Origin of the sequence: Leisingera sp. M527 (assembly GCF_025141525.1) — a bacterium.
Taxonomy (GTDB): Bacteria; Pseudomonadota; Alphaproteobacteria; order Rhodobacterales; family Rhodobacteraceae; genus Leisingera.
In genome coordinates, this window is record NZ_CP081037.1 from 1,661,165 (window position 1) to 1,676,754 (window position 15,590).

13 protein-coding genes and 2 pseudogenes are annotated in these 15,590 nt (G+C 60.6%); 5 read left to right on the forward strand and 10 right to left on the reverse strand.

Going from position 1 to position 15,590, the window contains the following annotated elements; translation table 11 throughout:
• Positions 1-59 precede the first annotated feature (59 nt).
• Positions 60-2,747: an aconitate hydratase AcnA gene (gene acnA / locus K3555_RS08300; protein WP_260008115.1), complete on the reverse strand. Its 2,688-nt coding sequence runs from the start codon at positions 2,745-2,747 to the stop codon at positions 60-62.
• A 233-nt stretch (positions 2,748-2,980) separates the two neighbouring features.
• Between acnA and K3555_RS08305 the strand changes: the two genes are divergently transcribed.
• Positions 2,981-3,682 (forward strand): thioredoxin family protein, encoded by a 702-nt coding sequence (locus tag K3555_RS08305; RefSeq protein WP_260008117.1) that lies wholly within the window; start codon positions 2,981-2,983, stop codon positions 3,680-3,682.
• 9 nt (positions 3,683-3,691) lie between these two features.
• Here the strand turns inward: K3555_RS08305 and K3555_RS08310 are convergent, their stop codons facing one another.
• The 3 genes from K3555_RS08310 to K3555_RS08320 all read right to left on the reverse strand — a co-directional run bounded on the left by K3555_RS08310 (position 3,692) and on the right by K3555_RS08320 (position 6,474).
• Positions 3,692-4,624 carry a lysophospholipid acyltransferase family protein gene (locus K3555_RS08310; RefSeq protein WP_260008119.1) on the reverse strand — a complete coding sequence of 311 codons (933 nt, stop codon included), beginning with the start codon at positions 4,622-4,624 and terminating at the stop codon, positions 3,692-3,694.
• 135 nt (positions 4,625-4,759) lie between these two features.
• Positions 4,760-5,866 carry a flagellar motor switch protein FliG gene (locus K3555_RS08315; protein WP_260008120.1) on the reverse strand — a complete coding sequence of 369 codons (1,107 nt, stop codon included), beginning with the start codon at positions 5,864-5,866 and terminating at the stop codon, positions 4,760-4,762.
• Between the two features lie 74 nt (positions 5,867-5,940).
• On the reverse strand, positions 5,941-6,474 hold the full coding sequence (locus K3555_RS08320) for a tetratricopeptide repeat protein (protein ID WP_260008121.1): 534 nt from the start codon (positions 6,472-6,474) through the stop codon (positions 5,941-5,943).
• 269 nt (positions 6,475-6,743) lie between these two features.
• On the opposite strand from K3555_RS08320, the pseudogene K3555_RS08325 reads away from it, so the two are divergent.
• Both K3555_RS08325 and K3555_RS08330 read left to right on the forward strand, forming a co-directional pair.
• Positions 6,744-7,271, forward strand: a pseudogene (locus K3555_RS08325) (transposase); the annotation flags it as partial.
• A 61-nt stretch (positions 7,272-7,332) separates the two neighbouring features.
• Positions 7,333-8,062, forward strand: a pseudogene (locus tag K3555_RS08330) (transposase).
• Between the two features lie 122 nt (positions 8,063-8,184).
• On the opposite strand, the gene K3555_RS08335 reads toward K3555_RS08330, so the two are convergent.
• The 3 genes from K3555_RS08335 to purB all read right to left on the reverse strand — a co-directional run bounded on the left by K3555_RS08335 (position 8,185) and on the right by purB (position 10,448).
• The gene (locus K3555_RS08335; protein WP_260008122.1) at positions 8,185-8,724 is read right to left on the reverse strand and encodes an aminoglycoside phosphotransferase family protein; all 540 of its coding nucleotides are present in this window, start codon (positions 8,722-8,724) and stop codon (positions 8,185-8,187) included.
• Positions 8,721-8,885: a hypothetical protein gene (locus K3555_RS08340; RefSeq protein ID WP_260008123.1), complete on the reverse strand. Its 165-nt coding sequence runs from the start codon at positions 8,883-8,885 to the stop codon at positions 8,721-8,723. The genes K3555_RS08335 and K3555_RS08340 overlap by 4 nt, the downstream gene beginning before the upstream one ends.
• Before the next feature lie 258 nt (positions 8,886-9,143).
• Positions 9,144-10,448 (reverse strand): adenylosuccinate lyase, encoded by a 1,305-nt coding sequence (gene purB / locus K3555_RS08345; protein ID WP_260008124.1) that lies wholly within the window; start codon positions 10,446-10,448, stop codon positions 9,144-9,146.
• An 86-nt stretch (positions 10,449-10,534) separates the two neighbouring features.
• Between purB and K3555_RS08350 the strand changes: the two genes are divergently transcribed.
• Positions 10,535-10,873 (forward strand): hypothetical protein, encoded by a 339-nt coding sequence (locus K3555_RS08350; protein WP_260008125.1) that lies wholly within the window; start codon positions 10,535-10,537, stop codon positions 10,871-10,873.
• A gap of 157 nt (positions 10,874-11,030) precedes the next feature.
• Here K3555_RS08350 and K3555_RS08355 read toward each other — a convergent pair whose 3' ends face one another.
• Complete coding sequence (locus tag K3555_RS08355; protein WP_260008126.1) at positions 11,031-12,266, reverse strand: bifunctional alpha/beta hydrolase/OsmC family protein; 1,236 nt, start codon at positions 12,264-12,266, stop codon at positions 11,031-11,033.
• 95 nt (positions 12,267-12,361) lie between these two features.
• Between K3555_RS08355 and K3555_RS08360 the strand changes: the two genes are divergently transcribed.
• Positions 12,362-12,910 carry an NUDIX hydrolase gene (locus K3555_RS08360; RefSeq protein ID WP_260008127.1) on the forward strand — a complete coding sequence of 183 codons (549 nt, stop codon included), beginning with the start codon at positions 12,362-12,364 and terminating at the stop codon, positions 12,908-12,910.
• A 54-nt stretch (positions 12,911-12,964) separates the two neighbouring features.
• Here K3555_RS08360 and dddP read toward each other — a convergent pair whose 3' ends face one another.
• Both dddP and K3555_RS08370 read right to left on the reverse strand, forming a co-directional pair.
• Complete coding sequence (gene dddP / locus K3555_RS08365) at positions 12,965-14,308, reverse strand: dimethylsulfonioproprionate lyase DddP (protein ID WP_260008129.1); 1,344 nt, start codon at positions 14,306-14,308, stop codon at positions 12,965-12,967.
• A 170-nt stretch (positions 14,309-14,478) separates the two neighbouring features.
• Entirely contained in the window at positions 14,479-15,312 is an 834-nt protein-coding gene (locus K3555_RS08370; protein ID WP_259998892.1) for a hypothetical protein, read from the reverse strand.
• Positions 15,313-15,590: the final 278 nt, after the last annotated feature.

Here is a 15,590-nt window from a genome sequence, read left to right on the forward strand (position 1 = left end):
CCCTGACATAAAAAGGGCGCCCGGCGGGCGCCCTTTCACATTTTCGCTTCACTGTTGTCTTACGACTTGGCCAGGTTCCGCAGCACATAGTGCAGCACGCCGCCATGTTCGATGTATTCGATCTCGGGTGCGGTATCGATACGGCACTTCAGCGTGATCTCTTTCACAGAACCGTCCGCCATGGTGATTGCGCAGGGCACTTCCTGCAGCGGCTGGATGCTGTCCAGTCCGCTGATCGACACGGTTTCCTCACCGGTCAGGCCCAGCGATTTGCGGCTGTCGCCGCCGGTGAATTCAAACGGGATCACACCCATGCCAACCAGGTTGGACCGGTGGATACGCTCAAAGCTTTCAGCGATCACAGCCTTGACGCCCAAGAGCGCGGTGCCTTTGGCCGCCCAGTCGCGCGAGGAGCCCGCACCGTACTGTTCTCCGCCGAACACCACCAGCGGGGTGCCTGCTTCCTGATGCGCCATCGAGGCATCAAAGATCGAGGTCTGTTCGCCATCGGGGCCTTTGGTATAGCCACCTTCAACGCCGTCCAGCATCTCGTTCTTGATGCGGATGTTGGCAAAGGTGCCGCGCATCATGATCTCGTGGTTGCCGCGGCGTGAACCGTAGGAGTTGAACTCGCGCGGCTGTACCTGACGTTCCAGCAGATACTGGCCTGCGGGCGTGGTGGTCGCGAACGAACCCGCGGGCGAGATGTGGTCGGTGGTGACCATGTCGCCCAGAACCGCCAGAACCTTGGCGTCCTTAATGTTCGAGATGGTGCCCGGCTCGGTGCCCATGCCCTGGAAGTAGGGCGGGTTCTGGATGTAGGTCGAGGTTGCGGGCCAGTCATAGGTTTCCGCATCGGTGGTCTCCACCGCCTGCCACTTCTCGTCGCCCTTGAAGACGTCAGCGTATTTCGACAGGAAGGCCTCGCGGGTGACGGTCTGCTCAACCAGTTCCGCAACTTCCTGGGTCGAGGGCCAGATGTCTTTCAGATAGACGTCATTGCCGTCCTTGTCCTGAGCGATGGGATCGGACGCCAGGTTGATGTCCATGGTGCCGGCCAGCGCATAGGCCACCACCAGCGGCGGCGAGGCCAGGTAGTTGGCGCGCACGTCAGGCGAGATGCGGCCCTCAAAGTTGCGGTTGCCCGACAGCACCGAAGTTGCCACCAGATCGCCCTCGGCAATTGCCTCGGAAATTTCCTGCTGGATCGGTCCGGAGTTGCCGATACAGGTGGTGCAGCCGTAGCCCACCAGGTTGAAGCCGACCTTGTCCAGATCCTCCTGCAGGCCAGCGGCCTCCAGATAGGCGGACACGACCTGCGAACCCGGTGCCAGCGAGGTTTTGACCCAGGGCTTGCGGTCCAGGCCCAGGGCCGCCGCCTTGCGTGCGACCAGGCCAGCGCCGATCATCACATAAGGGTTCGAGGTGTTGGTGCACGACGTGATCGAAGCGATCACGACCTTGCCCGATTCCATAGTGTAGTCTTCGCCCTTGACGGCGACTTCCTTGCCCATCGGACGTTTGAAGGTCTCTTCCATCTCTTTCGAGAAGGCGGATTTGGCACCGGTCAGTGCGACATAATCCTGCGGGCGTTTCGGGCCGGAAATCGCCGGAACGATGCTGCCCATGTCCAGCGACAGGGTGTCGGTGTAGACCGGCGCATAGTCCGCACCGCGCCAGAAACCGTTTTCCTTGGCGTAGGCTTCGACCAGCGCGATACGGTCTTCGTCGCGGCCGGTGTTGCGCAGGTAGCGCAGGGTCTCATTGTCGATCGGGAAGAAACCGCAGGTGGCGCCGTATTCAGGCGCCATGTTGGCGATGGTGGCCCGGTCTGCCAGCGGCAGACGGTCCAGGCCGGTGCCATAAAATTCGACGAATTTGCCAACCACGCCCTTGGCGCGCAGCATTTCCACGACTTTCAGCACCAGGTCGGTGCCGGTGGTGCCCTCAAGCATCTGGCCGGTCAGCTCAAAGCCGATGACCTCGGGGATCAGCATCGAAATCGGCTGGCCCAACATCGCGGCCTCGGCCTCAATGCCGCCAACGCCCCAGCCCAGCACGGCCGCGCCGTTGACCATGGTGGTGTGGCTGTCGGTGCCAACCAGGGTATCCGGATAGGCGACCTCATCCCCGTTCTGATCCACATCGGTCCAGACGGTTTGCGACAGGTATTCCAGGTTCACCTGGTGGCAGATGCCGGTGCCCGGCGGCACAACGCGGAAGTTGTTGAACGCGTTCTGGCCCCACTTCAGGAACTGGTAGCGCTCCATGTTGCGCTCATACTCGCGGTCGACATTCATCTGGAACGCGCGCGGGTTGCCGAATTCGTCAATCATAACCGAGTGGTCGATGACCAGATCAACGGGGACCAGCGGGTTGATCTTGGCAGCCGAGCCTTTCAGCCCCACGATGCCGTCGCGCATGGCAGCCAGATCGACAACGGCGGGAACACCGGTGAAATCCTGCATCAGCACGCGGGCCGGGCGGTAGGCAATCTCACGCGGGTTCTTGCCGCCGTTGGCACCCCATTCGGCAAAGGCCTTGATGTCGTCGGTGGAGACGGAAAAGCCGCCATCCTCAAAGCGCAGCATGTTTTCCAGCACCACCTTCAGCGCGGCGGGCAGCTTGGAGAAATCGCCAAAGCCTGCTTCGGTGGCTGCGGGGATGGAATAATAAGAGATCGACTTGCCGTTGACGCTGAGCGTTTTACGCGCTTTGGCATTGTCTTGTCCGACGGTGATAGGCATGTTTGGCCTCCCTCAAGGATTTGAAATCGGGGAATTCGCTGCCTGCTAAATGCATGAGGAAGATTAAGCATTCAATAGCCCAATCGCCGCAGGGGGCACTTTTGTATGCAATAGTACACATTTTTTGCGGTGCAACGGGCCTGCTCCGTTCAATCCCGGCTCAAAAATGATTGATTGGCGTATTTGCAGGCACATCTTTAGACCAGAAGCCTAACAAACGAAGCGGGCGATTCATGAAACTTCTGGCGTCGATCATTGCAGCTTGGGGCCTGGCCCTGCCGGTATACGGCCAATCCGCAGCGGAACCTGTGGTGGTAGAGCTTTATACGTCACAGGGGTGTTCGTCCTGCCCGCCGGCCGATGCACTGCTGCATGAGCTGGCTGCGCGCGACGATGTGCTGCCGCTGGCGCTGCACGTGGACTACTGGGATTACATCGGCTGGAAGGATCAATTTGCCAAGCCGTCCCATACCAAGCGGCAAAAGGGCTATGCGCATGCGGGCGGGCGCAGAATGATCTATACGCCGCAAATGATCATTATGGGTCAGGATGATGTGGTCGGCGCCGATGCAATGGAGGTGGCCGATGCCATCGGTAAACACCAATCCAAGCCGCGTCCGGTGTCGCTTTCGGTGGAGCGGAACGGGGAGGATCTGGTGATCCGGCTGCAGCCTCGGGTGCAGATGGGCGACGCGAGGCTGCTGGTGCAGTTGGTGCGCTATACGCCCGAAAGATCCGTCAATATCACCCGCGGTGAACTGGCCGGTAAGACCTTGAGCTATGCCAATGTGGTGGAAGACTGGCAAATCGCAGCGGAATGGGACGGGGCAGGGGATCTGGAACTGTCAGTCCCGGTGCCGGGCCGCCAGCCTGCTGCCGTCGTGGTGCAAGAGGCACCCTTTGGCCGGATCATTGCCGCTGCCCGCGCCGAGTAGCAGCCTGAGTCAGCCCGCCTCGGGATTTGCCTTCCTGCCGGGTTTGGGCAGCGGAACATAGGGTTTCCAGCGGCGGTGGATCCAGAACCATTGGCCGGTGTGCTTGCGCACGATGGCTTCCAGATCCGCGCTGAGGGATTTGGTCATGGTGAGCGGATCGGAATGCGGGATCTCAGCGCTCATCACGATCTCGAAGTCCAGACCGTTGTCCTGGCGCACCGCGTAAACAGGGATGACAGCAGCGCCGAATTTCAGCGCCAGTTCGGCCGGCACGGTAGAGGTGACCGCAGGTTTGCCGAAGAAATCGATCAGCTCTCCGCCCTGGGCGTGAAGATCAGTGACGATTGCCGCGATGCCGCCCTTTTTCAAATGCCGGACAAGCGCGACCATGCCGCGCTTTCCCTGTTCGAACAGGGGTTCGCCGTTGCCTTTGATTGCTGCCACGTAATGGTCGTTGAAATAAGGGTTGGCCATCCGGCGGTAAAGCGCACCCATCTCGAAACCGCGGGCAAACAGCGCTGCGCGGGCGGCATCGTAATTGCCGAAATGCGCCGTTGCCAGCAGGACCGGCCGTCCTGCTGCACGGGCCTCTTCCAGCGCTTTCAGGCCGGGGCCGGTAATGGGGGCAGCCTTGGCGCGGTCGTGAAAAGGGGCGCCGGCATAGATTTCGGCTATCATCCGGCCCGCATTATCGCTGACGTCCCGGTAAAGCGCGCGGGGATCAATTTCCGCCAGCTCGGGGCTGACAAGATCCAGGTTGCTGCGCACCCGCTTTTCGAACCCGGCCAGCCGGCCCATAGCTGTCACCAGCCGGCCCATCATGGGCACCCTCAACCCATAGGGGATCAGCCGCGTGCCAACCAGCAGCCCGCGCAGAAACAGGTTGCTGCCATAATATTTGACATGGCTCCAGGTGGAGAGCTCGGAAGGATCTACGGGCATGGCGTCTGGATGGCTGCGGCGCGGGAATGCGCCCGGAAGCCCGCATCATACGCAGCCGGACCGGCAGGTACAAGCCGCTCGCAGGCGCGGGCAGAATGGTCTGCGCGCCTGCCGTCCCGGCGCAAGTTGCGGATCTTAGCCGCCGTCCTCCTCATCGTCGTCGGATTTCAGATCAATCTCGCCTGTTGCCACCAAATCGCGCATCGCCGAGATGATCATGCTGAATGCCGCCTCGCCATCGCTGCGCTTGACCTTGCCGCGCTCGCCCACTTCCTCGCGGATATTGTCTGCCATCCGGCTGGACATGTTCTTGAGCAGGAATTCGTTGGTTGCCACGTCTTCCTCGTCGGTGGCAAAGGCCATGGCCGTGACCAGATCCGGCTGCGACAGCACCCGCATCAGCTTGGGCACGTCGATCGGCTGCATCCGTTCACCGATCAGCGCATAGGTGAAGATCGCCTTGCGCACCTTGGTGGCAAAATCCTCATCCTCTTCATCCAGCGCTGTCAGCACTTCATCACGTTTGGCTGCCGCCGCTTCGGTCAGAATGCCGCCAAGACGCTGCCCCGGAGTCTCATCAAAGGCGAGATCGGGCCGGGCTTCGACCTGAGCGGCAAGCGACAGGCCGATCCGGTCCACGGTGTCGGGCGTCACATTGGCGGTGTGGCTGACGGCATAGGTGATGCGGCGGGCAATCGGGCCGGGCAGATGCACCAGCATTTGCGCCGCTTTGGCGGTGTCCAGCTTGGACAGCAGAACCGCGGCCACTTCTGTGCTTTCCGCCTCGGCCAAGCCGGCCAGATCTTCGGGCGGCAGCTGTTTCAAGCGCTCCCATGGGTCACCGAACTGGCGCACACCGGCTTCCTTGCGCAGACGGCTGTGGGTGTGGCGGCTGATCTTGCCTTGCATCGCATTCAGCGCACCGGCCAGGCCATTGGGGAAATGCAGGCCAACGTTGTCCAGCAGATCGGCAAATTCGCCGACCACCGTATTCAGCGTATCGCGATCGACAATGCTCATCTTGCCCATCTGCTGGGTCAGCTCCAGCTGCAAGTCGTCCGGCAGCTCCTCCAGCGGGATTTCTGCGCCTTCATTCAGCAGCAGCCGGACGATAATTGCGGCCTTTGCCTTGCCGCTCAGCCCGCTGCCGCCCCCGCCGCCCAGAGGGGCCGGGGCACCGAACCCGCCCAGATCCGGCCCGCCAGAAGCCATCGGAAGCGCCAGCAAATTGTCTTGAGGCATTCTCGCACCCTACCAAAGATTCTTCTTGATCATCGAGGGCAGGATAGGCCGCAAGCCGTAAAGAAAGGCTGAAGCTAGTAGCTGTAAGTTGCACCTGTTTCCAAGGCGTTGCGCAGCGAAGCTTCGGCCCAGGTGCCATCACCGCCCCGTGCCTTGATCTCTTTCCACTGTATCAGGGCCGCGCCGTATTTCCCCTGATTCACAAGGCCTTGGCCCATATAGGAGCGGGCAAGTATGTTATCCGGATCCTGTTCAAGCGCCTGATCGTAATAGGCCTGCGCCAATTCCAAATTTCCCAGCTTGCGATGGGTGAAACCCCAATAGGTCAGCACCAAGGTTTCCTGCTGGTCCGGCGCCGCGCTCAGCACTGCCTGTGCATCCTGCTGGCGGCCCGCATAGGCCAGCTCGCGCGCCGCATTCAGCAGGTCCTGCTGGTTCAGGGACGATTTCTTGGGCCGCACGCAGCGTTTCTTGTTGGGGTCCCAGATCCGCTTGCCCTTGCAGGTCTTGGTGGTCTCGGAAGGTTTCGGCGGGTTCCAGTCATTGCCGCCTGCGGCATAAGCCGTCATCGGCAGGGTCAAGGCAGCGGCGAGAGCAAAATAACGCATGTCGTCATCTCCTGATGCTTAAAGTCGTGATCAATGTACCCTTACAACCCGCGGGCCGGCCAATTTATTCACATCAAAACTGCGGGAGATGAAAATAGTTCAGAAGTCATTCAGTCGGCAAGCGGTTGTGCAAAGGCGGTTGAGAACCACGCCAGAAGGAGTTCAAACCGGATCTTTCCTTTCTTCGTCCCAGCCTTGGTGATGCGGCCGCTCCCGACGGCACCAATGTGCCAAGGTGGGTCTGCAACGATCCACAAAGAAGAGCGGTCATGCCGGAGATTATCACGGTCGGGCTCGATCTGGCCAAGAATGTGTTTCAGGCCCGACAGGCAGATAGAGCGGAACAGCCTGTTCTGCGCAAGAAGCTGCGGTGGGGTCAGGTGCCGGCCTTCTTTAGCGAGTTGCAGCCCTGTGTTGTCACGATGAGAGACTGCGGTGGCGCGCATCACTTGGGCCGCGGGATCAGCATGCCAGGCCACGATGCACGCCTGATCCCGCCTGCAAATGTCAAGCCCTTCGTCAAGCAACAGAAGAACGATGCCGCCGATGCCCCGGAAAGCGGTCTGCCAGCTGGTGCGATCCCCACACTCAAGGTGCTGATCGCGGCCTTGACCCCGATGGAGGCAGAGATTGCCAAGCTCAATGCCGGGCTTCGGCCCGCTGATCTCTACGGCCATCGCACCCTTGCGCTGCCGCCTGGGACGTTCCGCAAGGCCCGCGATTTTGCGGCTTGGCCCAGCCTCACGCGCCGACAGCATTCGACAGGCAGCAAACAGCGGCTGGGGGCTGCGACGAGGTACAACATCACGAACTGGCCTTCGTACAGCGAGCCATTGATGCACCATTGGTTCGAGCACAATGGCGAGCGCACTAAAGCAACGCGGATTGCTGTCGGTCTTGATTGATCCCGGGATGATCTGGGTGCCGCCACCAAGCGGCAAACGGGGTCGGCTGCGGCAATTCAGTGACGTATCAATCCAGACGTGCCTGACCACTGCCCGGCATCAAAGCTGAGGATGAAGGCGGGCGGCTTGAAGCGCCACACCTGGCGCAAGATACACATCGGTATCGATGAGGAAACATTGGAAGTCCGGGCGATTGAGGTCACCAGCAGCAACATCGGTGACGCGCCCTTGTTGCCTGAACTGCTGAGCCAATTCGCGCCAGAGCTGGGCATTGAACGGTCACCGCTGCCGGGGCCTACGACACGCGCAAATGCCGCGACGCGATTGCAGCTCGCAATGCTCATGCTGTCATTCCACCGCGCAAGTACGCCAAGCCGTGAAAACCCGCAACTGCCGGAGCTACCACCCGAAGCGCGGCGGTCAACGCGTCGCGGTTCCTCGGCCGCGAGCTGTGGCGGCGATGGAGCGGATTTCACCGTAGGAGCCGCGTCGAGATATGAGCCGGATCAGAAAACGATCCGGGGAACCGTTTTCCGGGTGATTGGATGAACTGCCTGAAACCGTTGGGCCAGTCGTTGATGGCACGGGACTTCGAACGCCATGCCGCGGAAATCCAGGTCCGCGTTGCCGCGCTCATTCGCTACACCGCTCTGAGCATATCTGTCACAGAGCCCGTAGGGTAAGCCCGTCCTGGGAAAGGGGGAGTCTGCCCGTCATCCGATTTGCGCAACAAAGCCGTTTAGGTTCACCGTGGACTTCCGGATGCGCATCAGCTCAATCAGCAACCTGGCCCGCAAGTGGATATTCAGCAAAGGGCGGCTGATGGGGCGCCGCTCGGTTTTGTAAAATACTCCACACTGGCCTGCCGCACCCCGCCGGGGCCGATGTCCCGGGCGGGGAGAGGATTTTTCAAGTCGCTGGTCAGGAAGTCAACCTCGTCGTAGATGGCCGGTTTATTCTTGCAGTAGGCCAGATCCAGACCCAAGGCCGTCCCTTTGCCAAGGATCAGATTGCCGCTGTGAAGGTCGCCGTGGAAAGGCACGCGGTTGCAGGGGGCGGCCTGAAACTGTTGTGATTGACCAAGGAGCTGTTCCAGAAATGCAGAGTAGTGATCCGGTTGCGCGCAAACATCGTCACCAGCCGCTAGTTTGTCAATTTCGGTTAAAACCCAGTTCATCCAGAAGTTTTGCGGTTCGCAATGCTGGTATTTAGGAAGATGGTTAAGCCATTTTCCGCAACGCCGGAAACCTGATTGGCCTGTGCTTGTGATTGCGAGGTCCGCAAGGCATCCGAGGCGGTCCGGCCTTCGGCAAATTTGGTGATCTGAAAGTTCTTGTCTGCTCACAGGTAGACTGGGCCGGCAACCTCGCAGCCATTTGCCGCCGTGAAACGGGGGCGGAGCTGTTCGAACGGGCGGAACTCCCTTTCGATCCATGGGGTGCTGGAATTGACGTCTTTCTTGAGGATCAGAACGGTGCCGCTCTCATGCATGAGGGAGAACACCATCTGCTGCCGTCCCGGATCAGTGGACTAATGGATACAATTTACGCTGAAACAGCATTCCGGGCCTATGGCCGCCTGAAATTACTGCAGGTGGCGCCGGATCAGGGCTTCGCCAAATTCTGCAAACAATTGCATGGGCGGTATGAGCGATGCCTGGGTTAAGGTTTCCGTACCATTCCCTTTCAGGTGCAGGATGAACCCCGGATGAAGAAACGCCCCGCCATGCTGACGGGGCGTTCACATTGGTTTCCAGGAGCCGGTTTACTCGCCGAACACCCGCTTAAAGATCGTATCGACATGTTTGGTGTGATAGCCCATGTCGAATTTCTCGTTGATCGCCTCTTTGCCAAGGGCCGCAACCACATCGGTATCCGCCAGCAGCAATTCGCGGAAATCAACCCGGTCTTCCCAGACTTTCAAGGCGTTGCGCTGTACCATGGCATAGGCGTCTTCGCGGTTGACGCCGGCCTGGGTCAGTGCCAGCAGCACCCGCTGCGACATTACCAGACCTGGGAATTTGTTCATGTTGTCCAGCATGTTCTCGGGGAACACCAGCATCTTGTCGATAACACCAGCCAGACGGTGCAGGGCGAAATCCAGGGTGACGGTGGCGTCGGGGCCGATGCCGCGCTCAACGGAGGAGTGGGAGATATCGCGCTCATGCCACAGCGCCACGTTTTCCATTGCGGGCACAACGGTCATGCGGACCAAGCGCGCCAGGCCGGTCAGGTTTTCGGTCAGAACCGGGTTCTTCTTGTGCGGCATCGCCGAGGAGCCTTTCTGGCCCATCGAGAAGAATTCGGCACCCTCCAGCACCTCGGTGCGCTGCATGTGGCGGATTTCCACGGCAACGTTTTCGATCGAGGATGCGATGACACCGAGGGTGGCAAAGAACATCGCATGACGGTCGCGCGGGATCACCTGGGTCGAGATCGGCTCAGGCCGCAGGCCCAGCTGCTCGCAGACGTGATCCTCGACCGCGGGGTCAACATTGGCGAAGGTGCCGACGGCGCCGGAGATTGCGCCGGTGGCGACTTCCCAGCGGGCTTTTTCCAGACGGTTCTTGTTGCGGTCCATTTCGGCATAGAAACGGGCAAAGGTCAGACCCATGGTGGTGGGCTCGGCGTGGATGCCGTGGCTGCGGCCGACGCGCACGGTGTTCTTATGCTCCAGTGCGCGTTTCTTCAGCGCCGCCAGCAGCTTGTCCATGCCGTCCAGCAGAATATCGGCGGCACGCACCAGCTGCACGTTCAGGCAGGTGTCCAGCACATCAGACGAAGTCATGCCCTGATGCACAAAGCGGGCTTCTTCAGAGCCGACATGCTCAGCCAGGTGGGTCAGGAAGGCGATGACGTCGTGCTTGGTGACGGCTTCAATCTCGTCAATGCGGGCGACGTCGAATTCGACGTCCTTGGCTTTCCATACGGCATCAGCGTTTTCGCGCGGGATCACGCCGAGGTTGGCCATGGCTTCGCAGGCATGGGCCTCGATCTCGTACCAGATCTTGAATTTGGTTTCGGGCGACCAGATGGCGACCATTTCAGGGCGGGCATAGCGCGGGATCATGGGCGAAAGCACCTTTATGTGATTGTGCAGCAGATGCCGGGCCTATTAGATCAGGTAAGGCGTGACAGCAAGGCTGGGAGACGGACATGAGGCACATTGCCCTGATGATTGCGGTATCATTGACCGTTTCGCCGCTTGCGGCGGCGGAATGGCGGGCGTTGAGCGGAGAGGACGTGCAAGCCGCGCTGGCAGGGCGCAAGCTGGTCTATGGCAGCGGCGCCTGGCAGGAGTTCCGGGCGTCGGGACGGACGTTGTACAATGCCGGCCATGACAGCTGGGGCTACTGGGGGGTGCGGGACGGTAAATACTGCTCCACCTGGCCGCCGTCGGACCTGTGGGCCTGTTTTGTTTTGGAAAGCGATGGAGCGGCAATGCGGTTTGTGGATGAAAGCGGTGGCATCACTACTGGCCGCTACTCTGAATAACAGCAAGGGCGGTCTCCCGCCTGCGCTGCGGCCTTCTGGCGAAGGCCTGCCGCAGTTGGGCCCGGCGCCGCGCCTTGGCGCGGCGCCGGGCCCAAGGCCGCTGCCGTTGCAGGTTTCCTGCAAGGGCCGGGCGCGGGAGATCCGGGAATATTGAAAGTTAGGCAGTCGCCGCCTGGGGTGTGGTCTCCAGATGCGTCACCACCTTGGCGCCGCTCTCCAGTGTCCGGTGCACCGGGCATCTGTCTGCAATCTCCATCAGCTTGGCCCGCTGCTCCCCGCTCAAGGGGCCGCAGAGGTGGATCACACGGGTGAACTGGTCGATTTTGGCAGGTCCCGTCGGCTGGGCATCCTGGGCGTGCACCTTGTCATGGCTGACATCTACGCTGATCCCCTCCAACGGCCAGCCCTTGCGGCGGGCATACATGCGCAGCGTCATCGAGGTACAGGCACCCAGCCCGGCCGCCACAAAGCCGTAAGGCGACATGCCCCGGTTGGTGCCGCCATAGGCCAATGGCTCATCTGCAAAGGTGTGGTGATAGGGACCGGATTGCACATCCTGCAGGAACCCCTCCGGGTCCGCCTCGGTCACCCGCAGGATGCCTTCGGGGGCACCGGGCGGCGGCGCGGGCGGGGCCATTCTGACATAGCGCCCGGCCCAGGCGGCAATCACTTCGGCGGCATATTCTGCATCCGCAGCACGGGTGATCAGGTGATCGGCATCATCCAGGGTGACAAAGCTTTTGGGGTGTTTGGCCGCGGCAAAGATCGAGGCCGCATTGTCGATGCTTACTGTTTCGTCCCGCGGGGCATGCAGCACCAGCAGTGCAGCCTTGAGGCCGGTAATTGCAGGCTCCAGCGCTTCGGTGTTGATATCATCGACGAATTCCCTGCCAATGACAAAAGGCCGCCCGCCCAGGCAGACTTCGGCACGGCCTTTGGCTTCAATCTCGGGCAAGGCAGCGTCGAAATGATGCGAGACATGGCCGGGATCAAACGGCGCGCCCAGTGTCACCAAGCCTTTGACAGACGGGATGCCTGCCCGCGCCCGCAGCACCGCCGCGCCGCCCAGGGAATGGCCGATAAGCAACGAGGGCGCCATGCCGCGCGAGGCCAAATATTGCGCCGCCATGATCAGATCCGCGACATTAGAGCTGAAGGAGGTGTTTTCGAACTCCCCTTCGGAATGCCCCAATCCGGTAAAGTCGAACCGCAGCACCGCGATCCCCATCGCCGCCAGCCGCCCGGCAATCCGTCGTGCCGCCGGGATATCTTTGGAGCAGGTAAAACAATGGGCAAACAGCGCCGTTGCAAGGACCGGTCCCTCGGGCAGATCAAGGCGGGCAGCAAGGGGTGTTCCGGCATGGCCGGGAAAGGAGATGCGTTCAGCGGGCATGGGCGTGGCCTTTGTTGGGTGTTCTGCATAGATTGAGCGCGCAATGAGCCCTGAACAAGGCGGCAGCCCGCAACGTCACGGGAAGGTGAAGGCAGATGAGCGCAATAACTCTGAGCGGCGTTGGATGTTTCAAACCCCGGACAGCCCGTGACCGGGAAATGTGGCGGCGTTTGCGGGAGTTTTGCGAAGGCGAGCCTCAGGCCTTTGGCCGCAATGCTGAGACCGGCCATGTGACCGGATCAGCCTTTGTGATGTCACCGGACATGAAATGCGTTCTGCTTACCCATCACCGGAAGCTGGACCGCTGGCTGCAGTTGGGCGGCCATTGCGATGGCATTGCCGACGTGCCTTTTGCCGCGCTGAAAGAAGCTTATGAGGAAAGCGGGCTGTCCCGGATCAAGCCGTTGTCCGGCCAAGTGTTTGATGTGGATATTCACGAAATCCCGGAAAATGCGCAGGACCGCGCGCATCTGCATTATGATGTGCGCTATCTGTTTCAGGCAGAGGCCGGGGATATTGCGGTGAGCGGGGAATCCCACGCGCTGGCCTGGGTGCCGCTGAACCGGCTGCATGAGGTGACGGAGGCACCGGGTGTTTTGGTGCTGCGTGAAAAGCTGGCGCTGTTCTTAAGCGGAGGCGCCTGACGGCGCCGCAGGGTATCCCGGCCCCGCCTGTACAGGCGGGGCCGGCAGTTCAGGTCAGGCTTCCCCCATGAGTGCCTTGTCGAACGGGTATTTGGTCAGATTCTCGTAGCCGTCCGCAGTGATCAGCACCTGGTCTTCCAGCTTGATCGAAAAATCACCGCCTTCAGGGGAGATCAGCGCTTCGACACACAGAACCATGCCCGGTTCCAGGTCATAGTCAAAGGCGCCCTCGACCATCTGGTCCGGGTAAGCAACCAGCGGCCATTCATCGCACAGGCCGACGCCGTGCATCATGCAGCCGTATTTCTGCTTTTGGAACTGCGCATCCAACACATGGCAGCCGCGTGACAGTTCCTGGATGTTCACGCCGGGTTTCAGCATCTCCATATTGTGGCGGATGTGTTCGACGCCGTGCTGCATGGCATAGACCATATCGGCGCGCGGTTTTTCATCGCCGATCCACCAGCTGCGCGAGATATCGATGCAGATCCCGTAGGACCCCACCAGATCGGTGTCAAAGCTGATCATCTCGTTGTTCTGGATGATGCGGGGGCCGCATTCCTGGAACCAGGGGTTGGTGCGCGGGCCGGAGGCCAGCAGCCGGGTTTCGATCCACTCGCCGCCGCGACGGATGTTTTCCGCATGCAGCACCGCCCAGACGTCGTCTTCCGCGATATTGCCGCCGGGCACCTCTTCGCGGGCGAACCGTTCCATCGCGGCCACTGCGGTTTCGCAGGCGTGATGGGCGCAGCGCATTGCCAGGATCTCGTCCGGGCCTTTCACCGCGCGGCATTTTTCGGTCAGCTCTTCGCCAGGGAGGATCTCCAGGCCTTGCGCCTCCAGCGCGCGCAGCCCGTGCAGCATGACCTTGTCCACTGCCAGGCGCTTGTTGCTGCCGCTGTGTTCCTCCAGCAGTTTGCGGACCTCGTTGGAGAACACATCGGCGGCCACATCCACCTTGTCGCCGCGGTCGAAGTAGAACAGATCAGCGCCGGCGCGCTGTTCGCGCACCAGCGGGTTGAATTCGCTGAGGAACGGCGACTGTTTATAATCCCACAGCACCATATAGCCGTCAGCGCAGATCAGCAGGGCGCGAAACGGGTTGTGGGTGTTCCACAGCTGCATGTTGGTGCTGTCGGTGGCATAGCGGATGTTCAGCGGATCAAATACCAGAAGGCCGGCATAGCCGCGGTCGTTGATGAAACGGGTCAGCCGCTCCCAACGGAATTTGCGCATGGCCTGCAGGTCAGGAAGCTGCAGACCGGCCTCGGCCCATTCACCAAAAGCCAGCTGGGTCGGGCCGATCTCAACCCGGTCATTGTTGTTCGGGGTGTTGTCGCCCAGATTGGCGCCGCGGGTTGGATCAATTTTGCGGATGTCGCGGTAATGCTCGTTCATGCGTGGCCTCCGTCGCTGCACAGGTTTGTCCAGTGTGCAGCCGTCTATTGGCGGAAGCGCCGCAGAAAACGACGGGTTTTACAGTCGTTTCTGACCCTTGGGCATCGGATAATGTGAACCGTGAAGGTGGGATATCATCAAACGTGGCAGTCCGTGTTGATACACAGGGCCTATGGCACCAGCGGGCGGGCAGCCTGCACCATTCCGGCACTTTCCAAATACAGCAGCAAAGCTGTCAGAAGCATAAGATGGCTGATGAAGCGCAATCGGCGGGTGCCCGCAGTGCTGAAAGCGGCAATCGCCGTCGACCTGAGTTGATACGCCCAGCCGCGGTAGGGGCTTTGGGCTTGTTCCGGTTTACGGGCCCTGGCCTGAGCGCGATCCGTTTTCTGGATTTCTTCTGGTTCGCTTTGGGTAAGTCTGACGGCTTGGAACGCTTGGTCGCAGTGGGCATCAAGAGCCAGCGCAGCTTGATCAACCGGAGTGAAACATGCCCGGCCGCGCAGCCTGACAGGAGCGGGTTGTTCCCGCCGGGTTTCGGCTGGCCCTGGTGTGGCTTGCAGGCTGCTTTCCGGATTTGGCTCGAACACGCTCAGGAACTGTTCGCACGTCAGTGCCACATCGGATTCGCGCCATTCAACCGAAGTTGCCTCGACAGCAGGAAGCAGCCGCCGCAGCATTTCGGCCAGGAACAGCTCCGAAATCTCCTGATCGCAATAATCGGGAAAGGCGGGTGTCAGCGAAAGTTCCAGCAGTGCCGCGGGCTGCAGCATCGAGTTTGTCAGCCGGCTGGCGCGCCGCAAGGGGACCCTGCGCAGCCGTACAGTCACCAGGTAATGGTCACATTGAATTTTGGCTGTGTTTTCTGCCCGTGCCTCAATTGTTTCTGCCGGATGGCCGAAATCCTCGAGCGTGTCCACAACAGCCGAAACCGCTGCTGAAAGGGTCCCGGTATCGCGGGCTTCCAGTCCAAGCCTGCCTGTATACTGCACTTTCTCTGCCACCGTCCGGATCCTCCATTCAGGGTGCCGTTAAAAGAAGGATAAAATTTGAACGAGTTGAAAGTGGGGCGGAAAACACGGCGTCAGGCGAAACAGCGCGAACAGAGTTGCAGGAAACAGGGCGTTGTTGATGCTCTTGTTTTTATTGGGTTTAATTCGATGGGTTCGATTTGGGTGGCTGGATTGCGGCCCAATTGCGGCGGCCGGCGGACACATTGATGCCCTAGAGCCTACAATGGCGCGGGAATCATCTTCACTGTTCCTGGCGGTCAAAAGGGCAG

What these genes read in the sequence shown, in the direction of transcription:
- purB (WP_260008124.1), bottom strand. Translation starts at nt 10,448, where the DNA reads ATGATCCCGCGCTATGCCCGCCCTGAAATGGTCGCCATCTGGTCGCCC.
- acnA (WP_260008115.1), bottom strand. Translation starts at nt 2,747, where the DNA reads ATGCCTATCACCGTCGGACAAGACAATGCCAAAGCGCGTAAAACGCTC.
- K3555_RS08315 (WP_260008120.1), bottom strand. Translation starts at nt 5,866, where the DNA reads ATGCCTCAAGACAATTTGCTGGCGCTTCCGATGGCTTCTGGCGGGCCG.
- K3555_RS08350 (WP_260008125.1), top strand. Translation starts at nt 10,535, where the DNA reads ATGAGGCACATTGCCCTGATGATTGCGGTATCATTGACCGTTTCGCCG.
- K3555_RS08340 (WP_260008123.1), bottom strand. Translation starts at nt 8,885, where the DNA reads ATGGTGTTCTCCCTCATGCATGAGAGCGGCACCGTTCTGATCCTCAAG.
- K3555_RS08320 (WP_260008121.1), bottom strand. Translation starts at nt 6,474, where the DNA reads ATGCGTTATTTTGCTCTCGCCGCTGCCTTGACCCTGCCGATGACGGCT.
- K3555_RS08360 (WP_260008127.1), top strand. Translation starts at nt 12,362, where the DNA reads ATGAGCGCAATAACTCTGAGCGGCGTTGGATGTTTCAAACCCCGGACA.
- dddP (WP_260008129.1), bottom strand. Translation starts at nt 14,308, where the DNA reads ATGAACGAGCATTACCGCGACATCCGCAAAATTGATCCAACCCGCGGC.
- K3555_RS08305 (WP_260008117.1), top strand. Translation starts at nt 2,981, where the DNA reads ATGAAACTTCTGGCGTCGATCATTGCAGCTTGGGGCCTGGCCCTGCCG.
- K3555_RS08310 (WP_260008119.1), bottom strand. Translation starts at nt 4,624, where the DNA reads ATGCCCGTAGATCCTTCCGAGCTCTCCACCTGGAGCCATGTCAAATAT.
- K3555_RS08355 (WP_260008126.1), bottom strand. Translation starts at nt 12,266, where the DNA reads ATGCCCGCTGAACGCATCTCCTTTCCCGGCCATGCCGGAACACCCCTT.